Here is a 23,927-nt window from a genome sequence, read left to right as displayed (position 1 = left end):
GACGGTATGAGGGCGGAGTTGCTGGAAAACTCGCCGAAGCCCGGTACGGTGGCAGTGTCGGTGGGAACCATCCATCGGGAATGCGAATCCCGGGTCGGTTGTTGCTCTGTGTGATTGTTGCACGGTGTGACGATGACTTGAGAAAGCGAGGGCCAACATGACCACGACTGTGATTGAACACGAGCTGAATGCAGCAGACCGCTGCGATCGCTGCGGTGCTCAGGCGTACATGCGCGTCGAGCTCAGCGGTGGTGGTGAGCTCCTGTTCTGCGCGCACCACGGCCGTCAGCACTCCGATCGGCTCAAGCAGGTGGCCCTCAACATTCATGATGAGAGCAGCCGCCTGAACGCCTGACGCTTCGAGCGCGTCGCGCGACAGCGTGCCGACGGCTCCGGTTGGTTCGACACCGAATCAACCGGAGCCGTTTGTCGTCTGGTCGTTTGTCGTCTGGTCGTTTGTTGTCTGGGCGTTTCGTGTCTTGGTCGGTCGTCGTCTGGGCTGTTCGGTATCTCAGTGACGAGACACCCAGAAGGTGATGTGATGCCGTAGCCTCAGGTGGTGTGAGCGCCACCGAGCAGCCGGTCCACGACCATTCGACAGCAGCCCTCGACCATGGGCGCCGAGGGTCCCTTGGGCAGATCGTCTCGTGGTGCTTGTGGGATTTTGGATCCAACGCCTACAACACGGTGATCCTGTCCTTCGTGTTCTCGGTCTATGTGACCACTGCCGCCGCGCCCGATGAGCAGACCGGTCAGCAGGTCTTCGCCAACATGCAGACCGTCGCGGGGATCATCGTCGCGTTGTTGGCGCCCGTCATCGGGGTGTGGGCCGACCGGGTTCGTCGACGCCGGCTCATGCTCTCGGTCTCGACGCTGCTGGTGGTCGCGAGTGTGTCGATGTGTTGGTTCGTGCTCCCGTACGAGACGCATCATGGCCTGAAATATCTCTATCTGGGAGCCGGGCTCATCGCGTTGGCGAACATGATGCAGCAGGTGGCCGAGATCTTCTACAACTCCATGCTGGTGGACATCTCCACGCCCAGCAATGTCGGCCGCATCTCCGGGGCGGCCTGGGGCCTGGGTTACCTCGGAGGCGTCATCACCCTTGCAGCGACGTTGGCGTTGTTCGTCCTCGACGGTGGTTTCCTCGGCGTGCCCGAGCAGGACGCCATGAACTACCGCGCCATCGCCGTGTTCTGTGCTGGCTGGCTGCTGGTCATGTCGGTGCCGGTGATGATCTGGGGGCCACCGGCGCCACCGGCAAAGGGGGACGCCAGGACGCTCAACGTCGTCTCTGCCTACGCGCAGGTTTTTCGGCATCTGCGCCGCAAATTCCGAACCTCGCCACAGGTTCTGGGCTTCCTCGTCGCCAGCGCCGTGTACCGGGACGGCCTGTCTGCGGTCTTCGCCTTCGCCGGCGTCATCGCGGCCACTTCCTATGGGATGGACACCACGGAGATCATCATCTTCGGTCTTGCCGCGAACTTCGCCGCCGCGCTGGGGGCATGGGTGTTTGGGCTCGTCGACGACCGTGTGGGGCCGAGGTTCGTCATCCTCGCCTCGCTGGCGACGATGGTCGTGTTCGGTGGGTTGATCCTGGCGATCTCGGCCACAGCGATGTTCTGGATCGGTGGACTCGGCATCAGCTCCCTGGTGGGGCCGGTGCAGTCGGCGTCACGGACGCTCCTCACCCGCGTCATCGAACCGGGGGAGGAGAATGAGATGTTCGGGCTCTACAACACCGTCGGGCGTGCTGCCAGCTGGATCGCACCCGGTCTCATCGGAATCTTCACCGCGCTGCTCGGCACCCGACTGGGCCTGCTCGGCATCGTGCTGACGCTCCTCGGCGGACTCATCCTGTTCTGGTTCGTCCGCATCGAGGGCGTCACGCACAACCGCTCACGCGTCACATCTGCTGCGTGAGCTGCCCGGTGTCCACGTCATACAGGAATCCGCCGATGGTGACGTGTTTGGACGCCAGCAGCGGATGGTTGCGCATGCGCGTCACGTCATAGCGCAGACCGGCAGCCTGATCGGGAGTGGAGCCGAGAACCATTCCGCGGAGGTCCACCCCCGAGGTCTCCAGCGCCTTCTGGGCGATCTGCTGGTCGTCGCCCGAACCCATCGCGCAGCGGGTGTGGGGGACGATCATGATGCGGTCGACCTGGAGCAGGTGGACGGCCAGGACACAGCCGATCATGGCGTCGGTGGTGATGCGTCCACCCGGGGTGCGCAGGATCTTTGCATCACCCAACCGGAGCCCGATCATGGCGAGTGGTTCGATGCGGGAATCCATGCAGGTGACCATGAGCACGCCCTTGCGGGCGATGCCGTCGAAGCCGCCGTCGTTGAACTGCTCGGCGTATTTCGCGTTGGACTCCAGCAGATCCTCGAAGCCTGGGACGGGTGTGGTGTTCTCTTCGCTGTTCATGACCATGTCTCCTCGGGGCGGTCGTCTTCCTCCCAGCGCGTGTGGAAGACACCCTCACGGTCCGTGCGCCGGTACGTGTGGGAGCCGAAGTGGTCGCGCTGGGCCTGGATCAGTGCGGTCGGCATCCGGCCGGCGCGCAGGGAGTCCAGATAGCCGAGCGAAGTCGCAAAGGCCGGTGTGGCGACACCGGAGTTCGCGGCCAGGGCCACCACGCGTCGCCACTGGGGCAGCGTCGAGGTGATGTGCTCGGTGAACCAAGGGGCGGCCAGCAGCATCGGCAGTGACGGCTCGTCGCGGAGGGCATCGGCGATGTGGTCGAGGAAGCGGGCTCGGATGATGCAACCGCCGCGCCAGATCAGGGCGAGTTCGGCCAGGTCGATGTCCCACTCCTGCTCGTGCGACGCCGTGGCGATCTCGTGGAAGCCCTGGGCGTAGGCGCAGATCTTCGACGCCAGCAGTGCCTGACGGATCGCTTCGGTCCACGATTCCCGGTCGTCCATGGGCACCGGGACGGGAGCAGGGAGGTCAAGGGCCTGCACACTGTGACGCTGGGCCTCGGCCCCGGAGAGGGCGCGTGCTGTGGTCGCCGCCGAGATGGCTGGAACGGGGACGCCGAGGGAGAGGGCCTGCTGCACCGACCAGGCGCCGGTGCCCTTGGACCCGGCGACATCGTGCACCACATCGACGAACGGACGCCCGGTGTCGGCGTCGGTGTGGCCGAGCACCTCGGTGGTGATGTCGATGAGGAACGAATCCAGCTCGGTGGAACGCCATGCGTCGAACACATCACGGATCTCGGGGACGGTGAGTCCGACAGCGTTGCGCAGCAGGTCGTAGGCCTCACTGATCAGCTGCATGTCGGCGTACTCGATGCCGTTGTGCACCATCTTGACGAAATGGCCGCTGCCGGTGGGGCCCACATGGGTGCAGCAGGGGTGACCGTCGACCCGGGCGGCGATCGACTCGAACATGGGGCCCACCCGTTCGTAGACCTCGGTGCTTCCGCCGGGCATCAACGATGGACCAGTCAGGGCACCTTCGGCACCGCCGGACACGCCGGTGTCGATGAAGTTGATACCGGTGGGTGCGAGCCGGTCGGCCCGGGCGAGGGTGTCGAGATAGAAGGAGTTGCCGCCGTCCACGAGGATGTCGCCGGAGTCCATGCGCTCAGCCATGGCGTCGATGACCATCTCGGTGGGATCGCCTGCGGGAACGAGGATGATGGCCACGCGTGGCCCGCGCAGTGACTGCACGAACTGGTCGTGGTCGGCTGCGGGGATGAATGTTCCCTCGTCCCCGTGCTCGGTGATGAGTTCGGTGCACTTGGCGGGGTCCACGTCCACGATCGCGACGTCATGGCCGTGGCGAGCGAGGTTCCTGGCGAGATTGGCGCCCATGACCCCGATTCCGATGACGCCGATATCTGCTGATTCCGGGGCGGGTGGGGTGATCGTCACGATCGCATCCTCTCGGGGTGATCCGGCGAAATCTTCTCGGAGTGATCCGGGCTGGGCTGGGCCGCTTCATCGCATCCTGTTTCCGGATGCCACTCGCCCGAGTTTAGGGCGCTGGCTGGAGGAGCGGAACCACCGCTTCGGGTGCGGCGTGGATCAGCAAAGGTGGGGGCACCACACATGAAAAAACGTTGAGGTCAGATTTTGTCCGCAATATCGCCCACGAGGTCTTCGCCGCGCGTAGATGAGGACCGATCTTGACCGCAGTGTTTTTTCTTGTGTTGGGGTGCTGTGTTTCTCGTCCGGTGCTGAGGAGTGAGGGCGGTGGGGAATGAGGGCGATGGGGAGTGAGGGTGATGGGGAATGAGGGCGGTGGGGAATGGAGGCGGTGAGGTGGCGGGTTATGGACAGGATCATGGGTGAGGTACTGGTCGTGGACCGCGGGTGAGGTACTGGTCGTGGACCGCGGGTGAGGTGTGGGGCGTGGACCGCGGGTGAGGTGTGGGTCGTGGGTCGCGGGTGAGGTACGAGTTATGAGTGGTGTGTGCGGGTCGCGGGTTGCGTGCAGGGTTGTGGCTCGTGCGCGAGGTGGTGGGTCACGGGGAGGTCAAGTGGTGGGTCACGGGGAGGTCAACAGGACCGCGTGAGCGCCGCGGACATGTGCTTCGGCGAGCGCTGCTGCCCGGCTCTGATCGTGGTCGATCAGCGCTTGCACGATGCTGTGATGTTCGGTGACCAGGCGAGCCTGGAGCTTCGGCCAGTCCTGCAGTGACCGCTCCGCCTGGAGGATGTGCGCGGCGACGGCCTGTCGGATGGCGATGGTGAGATCCCGCACGAGCCGGTTCTGTGCCGCTTGGGCGATGGCCACATGGAATCGGGTGTCCAGCTCGTTGAAGGTGGCCACGTCGTTTTCCTCGGCCATCTCCTCGCATATCTGCTGGAGCTCCTGCAGTGCGGCGGTGGTCGCCGTTGCGGCGGCGTTCTCGGTGGCAGCGCGCTCCAGCAGGACGCGGGTCTCGGTGAGTTCGTCGTGGGAGATCTCCTTGAGTGCCATATGCAGCTGGAGCATCCGTCCGAACGAGATTCCCTGAGCCGATCCGATGGTGGTGCCGCCGGCTTGACCGACCTGGGAGGTCACGAGCCCTTGCGCCTGCAGCACCTTGATGGCCTCGCGCACCGCACTGCGGCCAACGCCGATCAGCTCGGCGAGCTCGCGTTCGGAGGGTAGCCGTGTCCCCGGGCCGACCTGATGGGTGAGGATCTGGTCGGTCAGGTACTGCATGGCCCGGTTGAAACCGCCCTCAGGATGCTGCGCACTCATCCGAGCAGTGTGCCATGAGACCTGTTGGCGGGGTGGTTTGACGGTCGAAGAGTCACAGGCGTATGGTCATACCATTGATGGTCCGACCAATGGACAGTGGAGTTCGCATGGTCATTCTCAATACGTTCACCCCAAGTACCGATCCGTTTGGCCAACAGTGGCTCTCGGCGCTGGTGGCGCTGCTTCCCATCGTGTCCATGTTGGTGACCCTGGGAGTCCTGCGATGGAAGGCCCATGTCGCAGGCGGTTTCTCCTGGGCCGTGGCGGCGCTCGTGGCCATTCTTGGCTTCGGCATGCCCGTGGGGCAGGCGCTGTCCACGAGTGTCCACGGCTTCATCTACGGGCTGTTCCCGATCGTCTGGATCTTGTTGGCCGCGATCTGGATGTATGAGGTCACGGTGGCGTCCGGGAGGTTCGAGGACCTCCGCCGCACTTTCTTCCTGATCTCCGATGACCCCCGCGTGGTAGGACTCATCATCACATTCTGCTTCGGCGGGCTTCTCGAAGCCCTCGCCGGGTACGGTGCCCCGGTCGCCATCACCGCCGCGATGCTCGTGGCGGTGGGATTCTCACCCCTGCGATCGGCGGTGACCGCGTTGCTGGCGAACACGGTTCCGGTCGCCTTCGGTGCCGTCGGCCTGCCGGTCTTGATGGCGGCGCGAACCGGCGGCTTCGATGACGTGCTGGCCATCTCTCCCATCACCGGACGGATCACCGCCATGCTCTGCCTGGTGGTGCCCTTCCTGTTGCTGTGGGTGATGGATGGAGCCAAGGGACTGAAGGAATGCTGGCCGATCGGCCTGGCCCTCGGCCTCTCCTTCGGAGCCACCAAATGGATCGTCTCGTCCACATCGTTGTACAACCTGACCGAGATGTTCGCGGCGGTCGTCAGCGTCTGCGTCGCCATCGGCATGTTGCGGATCTGGCACCCCCGCGGAGGGGATATGAGCCGCGACCGGATCAGCGTCCCGCTCGATGCCGAGGTCGAGAAGGACTTCATTCCCCAAGCCCATGACGATGCTGCCGCCGGGGCACTGACCGGCGGGCGGATCATGATGGCCCTCGTGCCCTACCTGATGGTGATCGTCGTGTTCGGAATCGCCGCGATCCCGGCAGTGAAGGACGTGCTCAAAGCCACCGACATCGAATTCGCCTGGCCACTCCTCGCCGGACTCCAGGAGATCGACGGTTCGGCGTCCGCACACACCACCTTCACCTTCGGGTGGGCCTCGACACCGGGCATCCTGCTGGCGCTGGTGGCGATCGCCACCGGATTCATCTACCGCATGTCCTTCGCCGAGACGATGGGTGTGTTGTGGACGAACATGAAGAAGATGCGCTTCGCCGCCCTCACCATCGGCTGCGTCGTCGCCCTGGCCTACGTCATGGGCGATTCGGGGCAGACGCTCGCCCTCGGCGTGGCCATCGCTGGAGCCGGTGCGATCTATGCGGCGCTCGCGCCGGTGCTCGGCTGGATCGGCACCTACGTCACCGGCTCTGACACCTCGGCCAACATCCTGTTCTCCGGTCTGCAATCCAGCGTCGGTCAGCAGATCGGCCCCGGTAGCCATCTCGGGGTGGAAGGCATGCGCGCGCTGCTGGTGGGTTCCAACGCCGCCGGTGGCGTCGTCGGCAAGATGATCTCCCCACAGTCCCTTGCGATCGCAGCCGCCGCGATCGGGCTCGGAGGCTCGGAATCGATCATTCTGCGCAAGGTCTTCGGCTGGAGCATCGTGCTCCTCATCCTGATGTGCATCCTCACCGGCCTCATGTCCACACCAGTGCTGAGCTGGCTGATCTGAAAGGCATCCCATGACCGTCACCACACAGCCCACACACAGGGAGCGTCCGGGGGAAGGCCTCACCGTCGCCCTGTTCGCCACCTGCATCACCGACACGATGAAGCCCTCGATCCCCAAGGCCGTGGTTCAGATCCTGGAACGACTCGGCTGTCGAGTGGAGTTCCCCCGCAAACAGACCTGCTGCGGCCAGATCATGACCAACACCGGCTACTTCGACGAGGGCCTGTCCACCGTCAAGAACTACGTCGATGCCTTCGGCGGATACGACCACGTGATCGCCCCCTCCGGCTCCTGCGTCGGGTCGGTGCGTCACCAGCACGAGATGCTCGCCGACCGCGCCGGTGACGCCGCCCTCGCACGGGAAGCCTCCCAGACAGCCGCTGCCACCCGCGATCTCTCCGAGTTCCTCATCGACGTCCTCGGCGTCGAGGACGTGGGCGCATGGTTCCCACACAAGGTGACCTATCACCCGACGTGTCACTCCGCCCGCATCGCCAAAGTGGGGGACAAGCCGTTGCGCCTGCTGCGTGCCGTGGGCGGGATCGAGGTCATCGATCTGCCCGAGGCCGAGCAGTGCTGTGGTTTCGGCGGGACGTTCTCGTTGAAGAACCCCGATGTCTCCATCGCCATGGCCTCGGACAAGGCCCGTAATGCATTCAGTACCGGAGCCGAGTACCTCGTGGCCGGTGACCATGCCTGCCTGATGAACATCGGCGGCGTCCTGCACCGAGGGCGCACCGGCGTCCGCACCATTCACCTCGCCGAGATCCTGGCCAGCACGCAGGAGGAGACCCGATGACCGCATCTGACAAGACCCTCACCGCCGACAAGCCACGGCTGACGCCGAAACCGGGAACCTGGCTGGGAATCCCTCCCTTCCCCGAAGCGGTCAAGACCGAACTGCAGCTGTCCCAGCAACGCAAGAACCTCTCCCATGCCACCCACGTGATCCGCGAGAAGCGTGTGCTGCGGGCATCGGAGGTGGAGAACTGGGAGGAACTGCGCACCGCCGCCGAGCAGATCAAGGACCGCGTCGGGCGGCACCTGGACAAATACCTTGTGCAGGCGGAGGAAGCGATGACCGCGGCCGGCGTCACGGTGCATTGGGCCCGTGACGGCGAGGAGGCCAACCGGATCGTCTCCGACATCGCCAAGGCGAAACAGATCGAAGAGATCGTGAAGATCAAATCGATGGTGACCCAGGAGACCGACCTCAACGAGCACCTGGAGGCCGAGGGGATCGCCGCTTGGGAGACCGACCTGGCCGAACTCATCGTCCAACTCGGACACGATCTGCCCAGCCACATCCTCGTCCCGGCCATCCACCGCAACCGCACCGAGGTCCGCGACATCTTCACCGAGGAGATGGGACGGTACGGGGCTCCGGCTCCCGAAGGGCTCTCGAACGAGCCGACCGAACTCACCAATGCGGCACGGGCTCATCTGCGTGAGAAGTTCCTGCGGGCCAAGATGGCCGTCTCCGGCGGCAATTTCATCGTGGCCGAGACCGGCACGTTGGTCATCGTCGAATCGGAGGGCAACGGCCGCATGTGCCTGACGCTGCCCGAGACACTGGTGTCGGTGGTGGGGATCGAGAAGATCGTGCCGACGCTGGATGATCTGGAGGTCTTCCTCAAGCTGCTCCCGAGGTCCTCGACCGGGGAACGTATGAACCCATACACCTCGATGTGGACCGGCGTCCGTCCCGGTGATGGGCCGCAGGACCTCCACGTGGTCCTGCTCGACAACGGGCGCAGCGATGTTCTGGCCGATCCAGTGGGACGAGCCGCGTTGCGATGCATCCGCTGCTCGGCCTGTCTGAACATCTGCCCGGTCTATGAACGGGCAGGAGGACACGCCTACGGGAGCCCGTACCCCGGCCCGATCGGGGCGATCCTCAATCCACAGCTGCGGGGCCTGGACAGCAAGGTGGACCAGGCACTGCCGTTCGCGTCGACGCTGTGCGGGGCCTGCAACGAGGTGTGCCCGGTGAAGATCCCGTTCACCGACATCCTGGTCCACCTGCGGAACAAGGTCGTCGAGCACAAGACGGCGAAGCGTCCCACGATCGAGCAGGGCCTGATGAAGTCGACCACCTGGGCCATGTCCAGTGGCAGCCACCTGGAGAAAGTGCACTGGGGCTCCCGCATGGCCGGTCGAGTCTTCCGTGAACGTTGGCTCGGGCCCATGCCCATGCCGTTGGCTTCACGATGGCTTCAGGCACGTGACGCCGAACCACCGCCGAGTGAGACATTCCGCGCCTGGTGGCGCACGCACAGGGAGGGCAAGTGATGACGGCCAAGGAAGCGATCCTGAACAAGATCCGGGGTGCTCTTGCCGATGTGCAGGAGGCAGACCCTGAGGTCGACATCCCGATCACCTGGACCTACGGAACCGCCCTGCCGACCGAGGACATCATCGAAGACTTCGTCATCAAGGTCGAGGACTACGGGGCCACGGTGGTGCGTGTTCCGCAGTCCGATCTGCCGGTGGAGATCTCCGAGGCGATCCGCCGGTTGGGGACTGAGCGGCTGGTGGTTCCCGAAGGGATCCCGGAGGCTTGGACCGAACCTCTCACCGACATCGACCTGTGTTCGGACGAGGGACCCCTGAGCCATGCCGAACTCAACGCCATCGACAGCGTCATCAGCACATGTGCGGTGGCCATGGCCGATTCGGGAACCATCGCGCTCGACCACTCCACGGGGCAGGGGCGACGCGCCTTGACGCTGCTGCCGGATCGGCACCTGTGTGTCGTGCGCGCCGATCAGATCGTCAGCGATGTGCCTGAAGGGATCAACGCACTCAAGCCCGCCCTTCGTCATGGTCTTCCGGTCACATGGCTCAGCGGTGGTTCGGCGACCAGCGACATCGAGCTCAGCCGCGTGGAGGGCGTCCACGGACCAAGGACGTTGTACGTGATCGTGGTGGAGTGAGCCTCAGCGTCCCAACACATCGATGGGCCCGCCTGCGGGCACGCCCGAACCATCGCGTCGGCCGTGCTCGGCAGGCAGGTCCGTCGGTGCTCCGGAGGCCTGGCCCGCGATCGGTGCAGCCCCGACCCAGGCGAGTGACAGCGTCGACTCGCCTTTGAGGAACCGGTGACAGCGGACGCCAGCCGTGGCCCGGCCCTTGCTCGGATATTCCGACAGGGGAGTGACCTTGACGCTGCCGCCGTCGGTGCCGGGCAGGGCATCCGAACCGGCGACGGTGACCACCTGGGCGTCGTCGCCGACGGCGCCGAAGAACCTCACGGTGGCGTCGGCGGCCAACCGTATTCCCGCCACGCCACCACCGGTGCGGCCCTGGGGACGTACCAAGCTCGCCGAGAAGTGGAGCAGTTGGGCGTCGGAGGTGATGAACGCCAGCTCAAGATCGTCCGAGGGCAGTTCACAGCCGCCGACCACCTCATCGCCTTCGGCCAGGGAGATCACGTCCCAGTCGTCACGGCCCAGGATCTCGGGCTTGACGCGCTTGACCACGCCCTGGCGGGTGCCGAGCGCGAGGCCAGCCGATTCAGGGTCGAGGGTCGTGAGGAACAGGACCTTCTCGTCAGGGTCGAGGTCGACCACATCGGCGACGGGGGAACCGCCGGTGAGGTTGGGGGCCTGCGCTGTGGCCGGCACCGACGGAAGATCGAGCACGTTGAGGCGCACGAGGCGTCCGCGGTTGGTGACGACGCCGATCTCGCTGCGTGCGGTGGTGGCGACATCGCTGACGAGCACATCATGTCGGTCACGTTCCTGCCGTGCAGGGAGTGCGCCCTCATGGTCGACGCGGGCGATGCGTCCCGTGGCGCCGAGGATCACACGGCATGGATCATCGGGAACCTCGAGTGGTGCGGCGGTGGAGGTGACCCCGCTCGATTCGAGCAGCACGGTGCGACGCGGGGTGCCGTAGGTCTCGGCCACCTGTGCCAGCTCCCCGTCCACGACTTCACGGAGACGTGCGTCGTTCTCGATGATCTCGGTGAGCTCGTCGATCCGGGCACGAAGCTCATCGCGCTCGCTCTCCAGCTCGATGCGGGAGAACTTCGTCAGACGACGCAGCTGCATGTCCAGGATGTAGTTGGCCTGCGTCTCGGTCAGCTCGAAGACCTCGATGAGGCGTTCGCGGGCCTCACCGGCATTCTCGGAGCTGCGGATGATCGCGATCACATCATCGATGTCGAGGATCGCGATCAGCAGACCCTCCACAAGATGTAGACGCTCCAGCGCCTTGTCGCGGTTGAATGTGGTGCGTCGCAGCGTCACCTCGAGACGGTGATCCAGATAGACCTGCAGCATGTCGCGCAGCCCCAGCGTCCGTGGCTGTCCCTCGACGAGGGCGACGGAGTTGATGCTGAAGCTGTCCTGCAACTTCGTGCGCTGGAACAGTTTCTCGGCCACGGCCTCGGGGTTGAAACCGTTCTTGACCTCGATGACCAGACGTGTTCCGCCACGTTCGCTGAGGTCGGCCACCTCGGCGATGCCCTGGATCTTCTTGTTCTGGACCAGCCCCTTGATCTGCTCCATGACCTTCTCGGGGCCGACGGTCCACGGCAGCTCGGTGACCACGATGCCCTGACGTCGGGGGCTGACCTTCTCGATCTTGATGGTGGCGCGGATCTTGAAGGTTCCTCGGCCGGTCGCGTAGGCGTCGGCGATCCCACCAAGGCCGATGATGCGGCCACCGGTGGGCAGGTCGGGGCCGGGGATGTAGCGCATGAGCGTCTCGAGCTGTGCATTCGGATGTTTCAGCATGTGACGCAGCGCGCGAATCACTTCGCCCAGGTTGTGTGGAGCGATGTTGGTGGCCATGCCCACCGCGATTCCCGTGGTGCCGTTGACGAGAAGGTTCGGGAAGGCCGCTGGGAGCACGACGGGTTCGCGTTCGCGCCCGTCATAGTTGGGGCGGAAGTCGACGGTGTCCTGATCGAGTTCGTCGGTCATCGCCAGCGCTGCCGGTGCAAGACGGCACTCGGTGTAACGCATGGCGGCCGGGCCAGCGTCGGGGGAGCCGAAGTTGCCGTGACCGTCGATGACCGGCAGACGCATGGTCCAGTCCTGGGACAGGCGCACCAGGGCGTCGTAGATCGCGGTGTCACCGTGCGGGTGGTAGAGGCCCATCACCTGGCCGACCACACGCGAGCTCTTGACGTGACCACGGTCCGGGCGCAGGTTCATCTCCTGCATCGCGAAGAGGATGCGGCGCTGGACGGGCTTGAGTCCGTCGCGGGCATCGGGGAGCGCGCGGGCGTAGATGACCGAATAGGCGTATTCGAGGAAGGACGTCTGCATCTCCGAGGAGACATCGACGTCGAGAACGTTGTCCTCGATCTCCTCGGGCGGCTCGGTCGTCCTGCGCGCCATCGTTCAGTGGGTCCCTTCATGCATCACACCTGGCCTTCCGGCCCTGAGCATCGTCATCCTTCCAGAGACGACGCCGCTCCCGGGGCGCTGACGCTGCGTGTCCTCTGATTTGCGGCCGCTGGCCGGTGAGATGTGGGACGTCAGACGCTGCGCGCCTCGTGTGCGAGTTCACGTTGCACGAGGGGAAGGAGTTCGTGGCCGTCACCGGCCCGGACCTCGGGAACGGCCACATTGCTCGTCTGGCCCGATTCCAGCGAGCCGAGCGTTCCGTGTGCCAGCACCTGTTCCCCCGGGGTGAGTTCACGGAGCCCGATCACCGACACCCGGTCGGGGTGCGATTCGGCGAACTCGCCGTACAACGCGGGGTCGTGCTGGCCGTCGTCGCCGATGAGGATCCACTTGATCTTCGGGAAGTCGATGGCGAGATCGCGCAGGCACGTTCGCTTGTGTTCCTGCCCCGACCTGAACCATCCCGAGTTGGTCGGGCCCCAGTCGGTCAGCAGCAGGGGACCGCGTGGGTACCCGTGATGATTGAGGAAACGATTCAGCGTCGGCGCGGTGTTCCAAGCGCCTGTGGAGACGTAGACGACGGGCGCCTGTGGATGATCGGCGAGAAGCGCACGGTACATCTCGGCCATGCCCGGCACGGCCTGACGCGCGGACTCCTGCAGCACGAACGTGTTCCACGCCGCCAGCATCGGGCGGGGCAGCGAGGTGGAGATGATCGTGTCGTCGATGTCGGAGACCAGGCCGTACTCCTGATCGGGGTCGATGATGATGATCGGTGCCGTCACCGTCGATGATCCCGAGGTGATCTCGACGCTGTGCCATCCGGGCTCCAGCCCACGGACGGGGAAGCGCTGGTCGACGTGCCCGTTACGGTTGGTTTCGACCTGGTACTCCTCATCACCCACACGCACGGTCACCGTCGCGTCCACGGCCGGCAGATTGACGAAGTTCCGCCAACCCCGCTGTGCCAGGGGGCTGACATCACCCCACCAAGCCAAGCCCGGTGTGGCCTCATCGGGCGTGAGCAGCACCCGCGCCAGCACACGGATGAACTTGGATGAGCCGTATCCGGTGTAGGGAACGACTTCCTCGCTCCAGGCACGATTGCGTGCTCTCGCGTTGCGCTTGACGTTCAGGAGGTACTCGAGGCGAGCGGCGAAGAAGGGTCGACTCATGTTGCGCAGCCTAGCGACCCCGGGCCGATGATGTGGAGCCGATCACCCGGGGCGCCGCGGGATCACTTCAGGTCGAAATCCGACGCCCAGAATTCGCCACGTTGACGTTCCTCGGACGCTGCATTGCGCAATTCCACACGCCGGATCTTGCCCGAGATCGTCTTGGGCAGGTCACCGAACTTGAGAATGCGGATGCGCTTGTACGGAGCCAGATGGGTGCGGGCGAACTGGAGGATCTCCTCGGCGGTCTCCTCGTTCGGTTCCCACCCGCTGGCGAGCACCACATGAGCCTTGGGCACGGCGAGCCGCAGCGGATCGGGGCTGGGCACCACGGCCGCCTCGGCCACCGCGGGGTGCTCCACGAGCACCGACTCCAGCTCGAAGGGGCTGATCCGGTAGTCGGACGCCTTGAACACATCATCGGCGCGCCCCACGTAGGTGATGCGTCCATCCTCGTCACGCGAGACCACATCGCCGGTGTGGTACGCGCCGGCCCGATTCGCCTCGGTGTTCTTCTCGTCGTTGAAGGTGTTGGCGTCATCGCGGTAGCCGGTCATCAGTGACTGTGGAGCCGGGTCGAGCCGGACGCACAGCTCGCCCTCGTTCTCGGTCTCGGTGTCGGTCGCGGGGTCCATGAGCACCATGTCGTAGCCGGGGAGGGGCTTGCCCATCGACCCATGCACCACCTCCTGACCGGGGGTGTTGCCCACCGAGCACGTCATCTCGGTCTGGCCGTAGCCGTCCCGGATCGTCACATTCCAGGCCTGCTGGATACGCGAGATCACCTCGGGGTTCAGCGGCTCACCGGCAGACAGCGCCTCGCGCACGAACACCTCGGTCGAAGCGAGGTCACTTTGCACCAACATGCGCCACACGGTCGGTGGGGCACAGAAGGTGGTGACGCGGGCATGGTTCAGCACGCGGAGCAGCGAGGCGGCGTCGAAACGTGCGTAGTTGAACACCAGGATCGTCGCGCCGGCGAGCCAGGGAGCGAAGAGGTTCGACCACGCATGCTTGGCCCACCCCGGCGAGGAGATGTTCAGATGTACATCGCCGGGCTGCACTCCCATCCAGTACATCGTCGAGAGATGTCCGATGGGGTAGGACGCCATCGTGTGCTCCACCAACTTGGGGCGTGAGGTGGTGCCCGAGGTGAAGTACAGCAGGAGCTGGTCGTCGGCCCGCGACTCTCCCTCGATCGTGGGCTCGGCACCCTCGATGCGTTGGTATGTCGTCCACCCCTCGGTCTCGCCGACACAGACGCGTCGGCACGACTCGTCCACGTCGGCGAACTTCGGGGTGTCTTCGGTGTTGGCCACAATGAGCGCTGCATGGCCGCGCGCGACGCGATCCTGAAGGTCGTCGGGCGCGAGTTGCGGGGTGGACGGGATCAGCACCGCGCCGATGCGGATGGCACCCAGCATCACTTCCCACAGCTCCACCTGATTGCCCAGCATGACCAGGATCCGGTCTCCGCGCCCGATTCCCTGCTCCTGCAGGAAGGCCGCGGCCTCCTTGGAACGCTGTGCCAGTTCAGCGAAGGTCAGGCGAGTCAGCGTGTCACCGGATCCGTCCACGATCCACAGGGCCGTCTCCTCGGGCTGGGTCTCGGCAAGGCCGTCGAACCAGTCGGAGACGAAATTGAAGGTGTCGGGGCGCGGCCAGCTGAAGGCGGCGCGGGCGGCGTCGAGATCGGTCCGGTGCTGCACCAGGAGATCACGGGCGGCGAGAACGTCAGGATGCATGGGCATGGTCCCTCCTTTGGGACGAGCAGAGCGATGGACGTGGTCGTCTTGGGTGCAGCCTGCCAGATCACAGGGTGATCCGGCTACAGTTCCCTACGTGACTTCCGACGATGCCGGTCCAGCCCCCGAGGTCGCCGACTATCCCGCGTCATGGGAGGCCGACGTCCTCCTCAGTGACGGAGGTACCGCACACCTCCGTCCGATCACGCCCGAGGATGCCGAACGCCTCGTGGACTTCTACGCGCGGGTTTCCCCCGAATCCAAGTACCTGCGGTTCTTCGCCCCCTATCCCGTGCTCACCGACAAGGACGTCCACCGGTTCACGCATGTGGATCACGACCAACGGGTGGCGCTCATCCTGATGCTCGGTGATGACATGATCGCGGTGGGGCGTTACGACAAGATCAACGACACCGACGCCGAGGTCGCCTTCCTCGTCGAGGACAGTGTGCAGGGGCGAGGCGTCGGGCCGATCCTGTTGGAACACCTTGCCGAGGCCGCGCGGGAAAGCGGGCTCAGCCGTTTCGTCGCCGAAGTGCTGCCGCAGAACCGACGTATGGCCCAGGTGTTCGCAGCAGCCGGATACACCGTGAGCCGTGAGTTCGAGGACGGCATGATCATGGTGGAGTTCCCGATCCTCCCCACCGACACCTCACTGGAGGTGATGCTCCGGCGAGAGCGACGCGCCGAGGCCACATCGGTGCAGCGTCTGCTGCATCCGAAGAGAATCGCACTGGTGAGTCGGGCCGACGATCTGCGGCCGATCATCACCTCGATCCTGGCGGGGGGTTATCACGGGTCGGTCGTCGCTGTTCCCGTTGACGGGGGAGAGGTTCACGGTGTGCCCACTGCGGCCACCGTCTCGGAGGCCGGTGACATCGACCTGATGGTGGTCTCGCTGCCGCTGGATGAATTGCCCGACGCGGTGCACGCGGCCGCGGCCCAGAACGCCTTCGGCATGGTCGTGCTGCACAGCGGGGAGTACGGGTTCGACGCCAACCGCGAGGTCGTGGCTTTGGCCCGACGCCATGGTCTGCGGGCCATCGGGCCTGACGCTCTGGGCATGATAAACACCAACCCGGAGGTGAGCCTCAATGCGAGCCCCGCCCCCATGCCACGTCGCGGACGGGTGGGCGTCTTCACGCAGTCGTCCTCGGTGGGTGTGATCCTGTTGGCCACGGCCCTGGACCAGAAGTTGGGGCTCTCGACATTCATCTCCAGCGGCATGCGCGCGGATGTGACCAACAACGATGTCCTGCACCACTGGCTCGAGGCCGATGACACCGAGATCTGCATCCTTTCGTTGGACCGCATCGGAAACCCGCGCAAGTTCTTCCGTATCGCCCGAGCCGTCGCCGAGAACAAACCGGTCATCCTCTTCAGCCCCGGAGCCGCCGACCGTGAGGGTTACGCACCGGGGACCGAACACTTGGAACAGGCGTCCCCCGAGGCGGTCGATGCGGTCTTCACGCAGGCCGGACTCATCGTGTGCCACCGCCGACTCATGATGTTCGACATCGCGCAGATCCTCGTTCGCCAACCCCTTCCCGGGGGCGACCGTGTCCACGTCATCACCAATGGGCCGGCCATGGAGCGGCACAGCCGACGCGTGGCCGAGAACGAGGGGCTGACGTGCACCGGTGAGGTCATCGGATCGCGCAGCGCCCCCGAGGACTATGCCGCAGCCGCACGCCGTGCGCTGGAAAACCCCGAGGTGGACTCGGTCGTGGTCGTCGTGGTCGATGTGTTCAACGAGGTTGCCCAAGCGGCCCACGATGCTCTGGCCGAGGTGGCGTCGGAGAGCACCAAACCGCTGCTCGGTGTCTTCGCGGACTTCACCGATGTGGAAGCTGATGTGTCCGGCCCCGATGGTCCCGGCGGTCTGCCGACCTTCCGCGGCTATGCCGAGGCGTTGCAGGCGCTGGGGCGCATCGTGCAGTACGCGGCGTGGCGCAATTCGACGCGCGAGCCATGGGTGGAGCCGCCTCTGGACCGTGTCCGTGCCCATGACCTCGTCGCCGCCGACCTCGACGAGCATCCGAATGGTCGCATCCTGCCCGCGGCCACCGGGCACGATCTGCTGGCGTGCGCCGGGATCGACGTCCTGGCACGGACCCGCGTGGATTCTCTGACCGAGGCCACCGAAGCGGCCGCTGAAGCCGGCTGGCCGGTGGTGCTGAAGGCCAGTGCATCGGCGGTTCGTGGACAACCCGACCGCGCGAGCGTCTTCCGGAACATCGATGGGCCCGAGGACCTCGCCGAGGCCTGGGAGGATCTGGGCCGCTTGATGCTGGATCTGCAGATGCCCGGCACCGACCCGGAGAATCCGCAGCTCGCGGCGGCCCCAGTGGTCCAGGCCATGGTGCCGCCGGGAGTCTCGCTCGCGATCCGCACGCGTGAGGATCCGGCGTTCGGCCCGATGATCTCGGTGGGACTGGCCGGGGTGGCGTCGGAACTGTTGGGTGATGTGACCTGGCGCGTTCCTCCGCTCACCAAGGATGATGCGCGCGACATGCTGGCCTCCCTGGGGGTCGCCCCCAAACTGTTCGGCGATGCGGGGGCGGCTGGGGTCGACATCGACGCTGTCGCCGACCTCCTCGTGCGGGTCGCCGCACTGGCCGATCGATTGCCCCAGGTGGCGGAGATGGTGCTGAACCCCTGCATCACCGGACCCACCGGTGTTCGGGTGGCCGGGGCGGAGGTCCGGCTGACGCCCGGGGTCGACCAGCGTGATGCGCTCTCGCGCAGTCTGCACTGAGTGCGTGGCTGCACCGATGCGTGAGTTGTGATGCAATACTCGCGTGATGGACGTCTCTGTGTGCAGTCAGTTGCGGACTCGACTCGAGGAGTGCGGGTACTACCCGGATCTGATGATGGATTCGATCGAGATCGCGCTCGGCGGCGAGGAACTCGAGGACTTCGTGGTGCATCACGAACCGACCTTCAGCATGGACGAGGTGCGTCGCCATCTGACGGTGTTGGCGCTGACTCCCACGCGGCTGGTGATCGGCCACACCGATGACCGCAGCCCCGAATGGACCGAGCCGGAGAACCACGCGATCTGCTCGACCGAATCGGTTGGTCTGCACCGCATCACCAATGTGGCGATGACGCGGGTGGTGAGCAAGCCCGAGAATTACCGCAGTGGTGACCAGGCCGATTCCGGGTGGCTGTCGATCGCCTGGGGATCGGTGAGTCGTATCGAACTCGAGCCCGCCACCTGCGCAGATCCCCAATGCGAGGCCGACCACGGCTACACCGGATCGGTGCTGCCCGATGACCTGAGCGTTCGGATGTCGGTGGCCGCCGACGGACAGGACGATCTCAGCCGCCTGTTCGCCTTCGCGGCCCGACTGCAACGCATCACCGGCGACAACTCGGGGACCCGCTGAGCTCCATGCCCTGGCCGACCCCCATCCCGACTGACCCGCTGATCCCCACGCCCGGTCGCACGATCGCCGACCTCGTGCCGGCAGTCCTCGAACGGCAGGGCGTCGTGGAGATGCGGGACCGTGGCGCATCGAATCTGGGCCTGCCGGAGGGGGAGCGATGGGTCATCCTCCTGGTGGACGGCCTTGGCCGGGAGCTCCTTGACCGTCATGCCGAGGATGCGCCCTTTCTTGCCGGAGCCACCGAACTCGGGGGGCTCACCTCGTGTGTCCCCAGCACGACCGCGGTGTCGTTGACGAGTCTTGGAACCGGTGTGCCACCTGCCCGACACGGGATCGTCGGCTACACCTTCTGGATGCCCGGGGTGGGATCGGACGGTGACGTGTTCCACCCGCTCCCATGGCGTCCGGAGCGCCCGGTGGATGTGGTTCAGCCGATCCGTCCCATGTTCGAGGAGCATGATGGGGTCCAGGTCTCGCTGGCCGATTTCGTCGGCACTGGTCTGACCTCGGCGTCCCTCGGCCGCGGAGGCTTCGTTCCCGTCGACGAACTCGATGGCGAAGGCCGGATCGCCGCGGTCACTGAGACCGCTGCCTCCCACCCGCTCGTCTACACCTATGAACGGCGACTCGACATGGCCGGTCATGTGCACGGATGCCGCTCGCAGACGTGGCTCGAGGTGCTGCAGGAGATCGACGCCTGGGTGGCGCGGCTGCGTGCGGCCCTGCCCGATGGCACGCGTCTGATCGTCACCGGCGATCATGGGATGGTCGACGTTCCCGGCCGCAATCAACTCTTCGTCTCCGAAGAACCCGAACTCGCCGACGGCGTCACCCGGATCTTCGGAGAACCCCGGTTCGTGCATGTGCACACCCCCGACCCCGATGGTGTGGTGTCGAGGTGGGCGAATGTCCTGGGCGACCACGCCTGGGTTCGGACGTTCGACGCGGCCACTGCCGATGGCTGGTTCGGAGATCCTGACCTCGTCAATGGCGGACCACTGTCGGAACGAGCCGGTGACGTCGTCGTGGCGATGCGCACCGATTGGGCGGTCCTGGCCCGTCCGGGACTGGCGATGGGCGAACTGGTGGGCCACCACGGGTCCCTCACACCCGCCGAGATGAGGATTCCTCTCATCGTTTCGTGACCCCCGGGCCGCGTCGACGATTGGCCTTTGCCACCTGTCGGGCAGACAATGGATGCCCACAGGACGACATCCGGAGGAGCCATGACGGTGCACGAGGGTCGGAACCCCGTGTTGATCAGTGTCGAGGAACTGCGGCACGAACTCGATCTGGGCGAGAAGCCCGCAGTGTTCGATGTGCGTTGGAAGCTCGGTTCCACTGCCGAGGCGGGACGCGCTGCCTACATGGGTGGGCACATCCCCGGAGCGGTCTTCGTCGACCTGGAGCACAAGCTCAGTGATCCCAACGGAGGTGAGGGTCGGCATCCGTTGCCGTGCCCTGACGCCTTCGAGCACACCGCACGACGTCTGGGCATCTGCAACGACTGCCCCGTGGTGATCTACGACGACGGGCTCGGCCTCTCGGCGGCGCGTATGTGGTGGCTGCTGACCGACGCCGGTCACGAAGATGTGCGCATCCTCGATGGGGGTCTCTCGGCCTGGATGGAGGCCGGGTACGACATCGAGACCGGCGAGGTTCGTCCACGCGAGGGGCGTTTCATCGCCGAGACCGGTCAATTGGATGTGGTCGACGCCGACGAGGTCGAATCCACGGACGCGACTGTGTGGGATGTGCGCGCGCCCGAGCGTTTCCGTGGGGAGTCGGACCCGGTGGATCACGTGGCCGGCCACATCCCCGGCTCACGCAACCTGCCTGCGGCGACGCTGTTCGTCGATGGTGCGTTGCGTCCGATCCCCGAGCTCGAGGAGATTCTCGCTGAAGTGAAGTCCGGCGACATCATCTCGTGCGGATCAGGTATCACGGCCTGTCAGGTGATCTGGGCCCTGCATGTGATCGGCAAGACCGACGTGTCCCTGTACGCGGGGTCGTGGAGCGACTGGATCAGTGACCCCGACCGTGCGGTCGAGGTGTCGGTTCCGGCAGACGCCTGAACGACGCCCGCCGGGGCTCAGTCATCGCGCTTCGGTGGGCTGCCGAACATGATCTCGTCCCAGCTCGGTACCTGAGCGCGGCGTTTGCGCTTCCGAGGTGCGGGCTTGGCCGGCTCGTCATCGCCCATCAACGAGGGCTGTTCGGGCTCTGGTTTGCGGCGATCCGTGCGCTTGCGGGGCTTCTTCGTCCCCGGCTCTGCTTCCTTGGTCTGCTTCGCTTCCTCGGCAGATTCAGGGTCCTTGTCCGAGACGGCGGCCTTCGCATCCGATTCCGGTCCATGCGTCTGTTTCGACTCGGGTGAGATGACCGGCGTTGTGGCGGAAGTCGACTCCTGTGGGGGTTTGTTGCGGAGCTGACGCAGCTCCTCGGCCAGACGTTCGGTCGCCTCATTCTCGAAGGAGGTGGTGTCGTCCACTTCATCGTGCAGGGAGCTGCGGGCCGAGCGTGTGGTGCTGCTGCGTCGGGCATCGGGATCGAGGTTGGCGTAGATGTTGACCGAGTCCTCAGCGATCCCGCCCAGCATGTCGTACAGGACGTCGAGATCGGAGCTGCCGCCGGGAGCGAGCGAGAGTGCCTGATCCATGTCGGCCTCGACTTCTTCCCCGATCTCCTGCGGAGTGACGATGCTGCGTGGCAGATCAAAGGAGCGGGGTTCTGCGTCGCTGACGGTCGACGGGGGAGCGGTCGGCGTGCCTTCACCCGGACCGGGAACCGGCGCATCGGCCCCGGGTGGGGACGCTGCTTCAAAGTCATCGCCCAAGGCGCGGATGATGGCGAGCTGGTCGCTGTCCTCGTTCGCGTCCGGATTGGGGCCATCGTCGATCAACCAGGATGCCCACGGGTTGGCGGCCACCGAGAAACGCGCCATCAGATCGAAGTGGAACTCTGCTGTGGTCAGCGAATCGGGCTCTTCGGCCTCGAGGATCTCCTCCGATCCGGACTCGGGGGTCTCCCCGGATTCGGCGGTCTGCTCGTCCCCGTGTCCGGTCGACCCGACCTTGGTGTCCTCGACGGTCCTGTCGTCCGTGGTGACCTTGTCCACGGCTGCCTCGTCGGAGTCAGCGGGGGCGCTGCCGGTGGTCTCGTCGGTGGTCGGTTCATGGACCCACACCGCGCGCAGGACCCAGCGTCGGTTCGGCATTCGCCAGGTGTCCCACGTGACCTGATCAGGGTCGATGCCGGACGCGGTCAACCGCTGCCGGATCGCCTCACCCAGGGCCATGTGGCCGGATGCCTCGCCATGCCGACGGACCGGTGATGAGAGGGCGATTCCTGCCACGTGGTCGCGTTCGGCCAGGACGGGTTCGGCGAAGGGCGCCACCTTTTCCGGCGGCACACCAGCCAAGCGGGCAACCTCGTCCAACGAGGCGCCAGCTCGGACGCGGGCCTGAACCTCCCGCGGTGTCAGTGCGCTTTCCATTCGGCCTCCAGACCCGATCGTCCGCAAACGTACCCCCCAACGTATCGTGCTCCACCAGCCGAGGTCATCTGGACGCTCGGAAGCTCCCCGCACGGAGGCCTTCCATGGGCGTGCCATCATCGAGCTCATGCAGTTCTATGACGCCGTGCTCGTGCTCTCGTTCGGGGGGCCGGAGAGCCCCGATGAGGTCCGGCCCTTTCTCGAACATGTCACGCGGGGGCGGGGTATCCCCGCCGAACGTCTGGATGAGGTGGCCACGCACTATCTCGCCCGGGGCGGCGTCAGCCCCATCAACGGGCAGGTACGGGCCCTCCTGGCCGCACTCACCGAGCGATTCTCCGCTCGTGGCGCCGAGGTGCCCCTGTACTGGGGAAACCGCAACTCCCAGCCCTGGCTTGTCGATGCGCTTCGCCAGATCCATGCCGATGGCCACCGCCGGGTCCTGACGCTCCTCACCAGCGCCTTCCCCTCGTATTCGGGGTGCCGCCAGTATCGGGAGAACCTTCACGATGCCTGCGCCGAGGGCGGGATCGACCTGGAGATCGACGTCATGCCCGCGTATGGAGAGCATGACGGATTCGTGACAGCGAATGTGGACGCCGTCCGTGACGCTCTCGAAGGGTTCGATGAGCCGGCACACATCGCTTTCGTCACCCACTCGATTCCCGAGGCCATGGCCGCCGCGTCCGGCCCCACCGAAGCCGACGCCTACAACGATTCCCACCTCGCAGTGGCCGAGCGCATCGTCGATGCGCTGGAGCCGGACCGGATCGCCGCGTGGAGTCTGGTGTACTGCTCGCGGTCCGGACCGCCGCAGCAGCCGTGGCTGGAGCCGGACATCAACGACCACCTCCGGGCCCTTGCCGATGCTGGGGTGACGCGTGTGGTGATGGTGCCGGTGGGGTTCATCAGCGATCACATGGAGGTCCTCAACGATCTTGATGAGGAAGCGATGGAGACCGCCACCGAATTGGGGCTGCAGGCGCGCCGGTCCGGCACGGTGGGGACCCATCCGGCATTCGTGGACGCACTGATCGAGTTGGTGTTCGCCCAGGACGCGGCGGCGTCGAGACAGCAGCCGTTCACCGGCCCGGGGCGGGCGTGGCGGGCGTCCGAACGCTGCTCGGCCGGGTGCTGTGCCAATCTGCGCGACCCGGGGAAGGCGGCGATGGCAGAACGCTCCGGGGCCGTCTTCTGAGTGGTGCTCGGTATCGGTTTGGACACGATGGGCACATTCATGCAGGCATGTGATATTCATGCGCGAAGTGATTGCGCGTGGAGTTCACCGACAGACCAGATCGTGTGATATCCATACGCGAAGATGTGAGACGACTCGAAGGTCTTCGGGGCGTCCGGCACGCCGTTGGGCGAGGGCAGAGAGGGACACGATGGCCACTGATTATGACGCTCCACGCAAGTCCGATGAGGAGATGCGCGAGGACTCGATCGAGGAGTTGAAGTCCCGCCGCAATGACCAGCAGTCCGGTCAGGTGGACGAGGACGAGGTCGAGGCTGCGGAGAGCTTCGAACTTCCCGGCGCCGATCTCTCGCACGAGGAACTGACTGTCCGCGTTCTGCCGCGGCAGTCCGATGAGTTCACCTGCGCCGGGTGCTTCCTCGTCCGCCACCGCAGCCAGGTGGCCGAGGAGCGCGGCGGGCAGGCCTACTGCTTCGACTGCGCCGGCTGAGCCCGCCAGGAGATCTTTGACGAGCAGGAGATCTTTGACGAGAACGACGGCGGCCGACACATC

At 65.6% G+C, this 23,927-nt stretch carries 19 protein-coding genes; 12 read left to right on the top strand and 7 right to left on the bottom strand.

Going from position 1 to position 23,927, the window contains the following annotated elements:
* The first annotated feature begins 157 nt into the window (after window positions 1-157).
* Together FB460_RS02055 and FB460_RS02050 are read left to right on the top strand one after the other, a co-directional pair.
* On the top strand, window positions 158-355 hold the full coding sequence (locus FB460_RS02055; RefSeq protein WP_142092455.1) for a DUF7455 domain-containing protein: 198 nt from the start codon (window positions 158-160) through the stop codon (window positions 353-355).
* Window positions 356-561: 206 nt separating this feature from the next.
* Window positions 562-1,923, top strand: coding sequence for an MFS transporter (locus FB460_RS02050; protein ID WP_142092454.1), 1,362 nt, complete (start codon window positions 562-564; stop codon window positions 1,921-1,923).
* Here the strand turns inward: FB460_RS02050 and FB460_RS02045 are convergent.
* From FB460_RS02045 to FB460_RS13395, 3 genes are all read right to left on the bottom strand, one after another.
* Window positions 1,907-2,431 carry a beta-class carbonic anhydrase gene (locus FB460_RS02045; protein WP_142092453.1) on the bottom strand — a complete coding sequence of 175 codons (525 nt, stop codon included), beginning with the start codon at window positions 2,429-2,431 and terminating at the stop codon, window positions 1,907-1,909. The genes FB460_RS02050 and FB460_RS02045 overlap by 17 nt on opposite strands.
* Window positions 2,428-3,888 carry an NADP-dependent phosphogluconate dehydrogenase gene (gene gndA, locus FB460_RS02040; RefSeq protein WP_142092452.1) on the bottom strand — a complete coding sequence of 487 codons (1,461 nt, stop codon included), beginning with the start codon at window positions 3,886-3,888 and terminating at the stop codon, window positions 2,428-2,430. The genes FB460_RS02045 and gndA overlap by 4 nt, the downstream gene beginning before the upstream one ends.
* Window positions 3,889-4,504: 616 nt before the next feature.
* A complete protein-coding gene (locus FB460_RS13395; RefSeq protein ID WP_142092451.1) occupies window positions 4,505-5,206 on the bottom strand; it encodes a FadR/GntR family transcriptional regulator in 702 nt (233 codons plus the stop codon).
* Between the two features lie 107 nt (window positions 5,207-5,313).
* On the opposite strand from FB460_RS13395, the gene FB460_RS02030 reads away from it, so the two are divergent.
* Genes FB460_RS02030 through FB460_RS02015 form a run of 4 tightly spaced genes read left to right on the top strand, consistent with a single transcriptional unit; the run spans window position 5,314 to window position 9,944 of the window.
* Window positions 5,314-7,008, top strand: a complete 1,695-nt coding sequence (locus tag FB460_RS02030; RefSeq protein WP_142092450.1) for an L-lactate permease — start codon at window positions 5,314-5,316, stop codon at window positions 7,006-7,008.
* A 10-nt stretch (window positions 7,009-7,018) separates the two neighbouring features.
* A complete protein-coding gene (locus FB460_RS02025) occupies window positions 7,019-7,807 on the top strand; it encodes a (Fe-S)-binding protein (protein ID WP_142092449.1) in 789 nt (262 codons plus the stop codon).
* The gene (locus FB460_RS02020) at window positions 7,804-9,300 is read left to right on the top strand and encodes a LutB/LldF family L-lactate oxidation iron-sulfur protein (protein ID WP_142092448.1); all 1,497 of its coding nucleotides are present in this window, start codon (window positions 7,804-7,806) and stop codon (window positions 9,298-9,300) included. Before FB460_RS02025 ends, FB460_RS02020 begins: the two co-directional genes overlap by 4 nt.
* Window positions 9,300-9,944 carry a LutC/YkgG family protein gene (locus FB460_RS02015; RefSeq protein ID WP_142092447.1) on the top strand — a complete coding sequence of 215 codons (645 nt, stop codon included), beginning with the start codon at window positions 9,300-9,302 and terminating at the stop codon, window positions 9,942-9,944. The genes FB460_RS02020 and FB460_RS02015 overlap by 1 nt, the downstream gene beginning before the upstream one ends.
* A 3-nt stretch (window positions 9,945-9,947) precedes the next feature.
* Here FB460_RS02015 and FB460_RS02010 read toward each other — a convergent pair whose 3' ends face one another.
* The 3 genes from FB460_RS02010 to FB460_RS02000 form a co-directional block, all read right to left on the bottom strand.
* Window positions 9,948-12,359 carry a DNA gyrase/topoisomerase IV subunit A gene (locus FB460_RS02010; protein WP_142092446.1) on the bottom strand — a complete coding sequence of 804 codons (2,412 nt, stop codon included), beginning with the start codon at window positions 12,357-12,359 and terminating at the stop codon, window positions 9,948-9,950.
* 140 nt (window positions 12,360-12,499) lie between these two features.
* Window positions 12,500-13,543, bottom strand: coding sequence for an App1 family protein phosphatidate phosphatase (locus tag FB460_RS02005; protein WP_142092445.1), 1,044 nt, complete (start codon window positions 13,541-13,543; stop codon window positions 12,500-12,502).
* Window positions 13,544-13,605: 62 nt separating this feature from the next.
* Window positions 13,606-15,294 (bottom strand): AMP-binding protein, encoded by a 1,689-nt coding sequence (locus tag FB460_RS02000; protein ID WP_142092444.1) that lies wholly within the window; start codon window positions 15,292-15,294, stop codon window positions 13,606-13,608.
* A gap of 91 nt (window positions 15,295-15,385) precedes the next feature.
* On the opposite strand from FB460_RS02000, the gene FB460_RS01995 reads away from it, so the two are divergent.
* The 4 genes from FB460_RS01995 (at window position 15,386) to FB460_RS01980 (ending at window position 20,755) form a co-directional block, all read left to right on the top strand.
* Complete coding sequence (locus FB460_RS01995; RefSeq protein ID WP_170209914.1) at window positions 15,386-18,046, top strand: GNAT family N-acetyltransferase; 2,661 nt, start codon at window positions 15,386-15,388, stop codon at window positions 18,044-18,046.
* A 46-nt stretch (window positions 18,047-18,092) separates the two neighbouring features.
* Window positions 18,093-18,680: a DUF5998 family protein gene (locus FB460_RS01990; RefSeq protein ID WP_142092442.1), complete on the top strand. Its 588-nt coding sequence runs from the start codon at window positions 18,093-18,095 to the stop codon at window positions 18,678-18,680.
* A gap of 5 nt (window positions 18,681-18,685) precedes the next feature.
* Entirely contained in the window at window positions 18,686-19,825 is a 1,140-nt protein-coding gene (locus tag FB460_RS01985) for an alkaline phosphatase family protein (RefSeq protein ID WP_142092441.1), read from the top strand.
* An 81-nt stretch (window positions 19,826-19,906) separates the two neighbouring features.
* On the top strand, window positions 19,907-20,755 hold the full coding sequence (locus FB460_RS01980) for a sulfurtransferase (protein ID WP_170209913.1): 849 nt from the start codon (window positions 19,907-19,909) through the stop codon (window positions 20,753-20,755).
* A 17-nt stretch (window positions 20,756-20,772) separates the two neighbouring features.
* Here FB460_RS01980 and sepH read toward each other — a convergent pair whose 3' ends face one another.
* A complete protein-coding gene (gene sepH / locus FB460_RS01975) occupies window positions 20,773-22,176 on the bottom strand; it encodes a septation protein SepH (protein WP_170209912.1) in 1,404 nt (467 codons plus the stop codon).
* A 127-nt stretch (window positions 22,177-22,303) separates the two neighbouring features.
* Here sepH and hemH point away from each other — a divergent pair, with 127 nt between their 5' ends.
* A complete protein-coding gene (gene hemH, locus FB460_RS01970; protein ID WP_142092438.1) occupies window positions 22,304-23,374 on the top strand; it encodes a ferrochelatase in 1,071 nt (356 codons plus the stop codon).
* A gap of 190 nt (window positions 23,375-23,564) precedes the next feature.
* Window positions 23,565-23,864 (top strand): DUF4193 domain-containing protein, encoded by a 300-nt coding sequence (locus FB460_RS01965; RefSeq protein ID WP_142092437.1) that lies wholly within the window; start codon window positions 23,565-23,567, stop codon window positions 23,862-23,864.
* Window positions 23,865-23,927: the final 63 nt, after the last annotated feature.

It is taken from the genome of Propioniferax innocua (assembly GCF_006716235.1).
Classification (GTDB): Bacteria; Actinomycetota; Actinomycetes; order Propionibacteriales; family Propionibacteriaceae; genus Propioniferax; species Propioniferax innocua.
The sequence above is the reverse complement of the archived record's forward strand: the minus strand, read 5'-3'. Positions and strand labels throughout refer to the sequence as shown.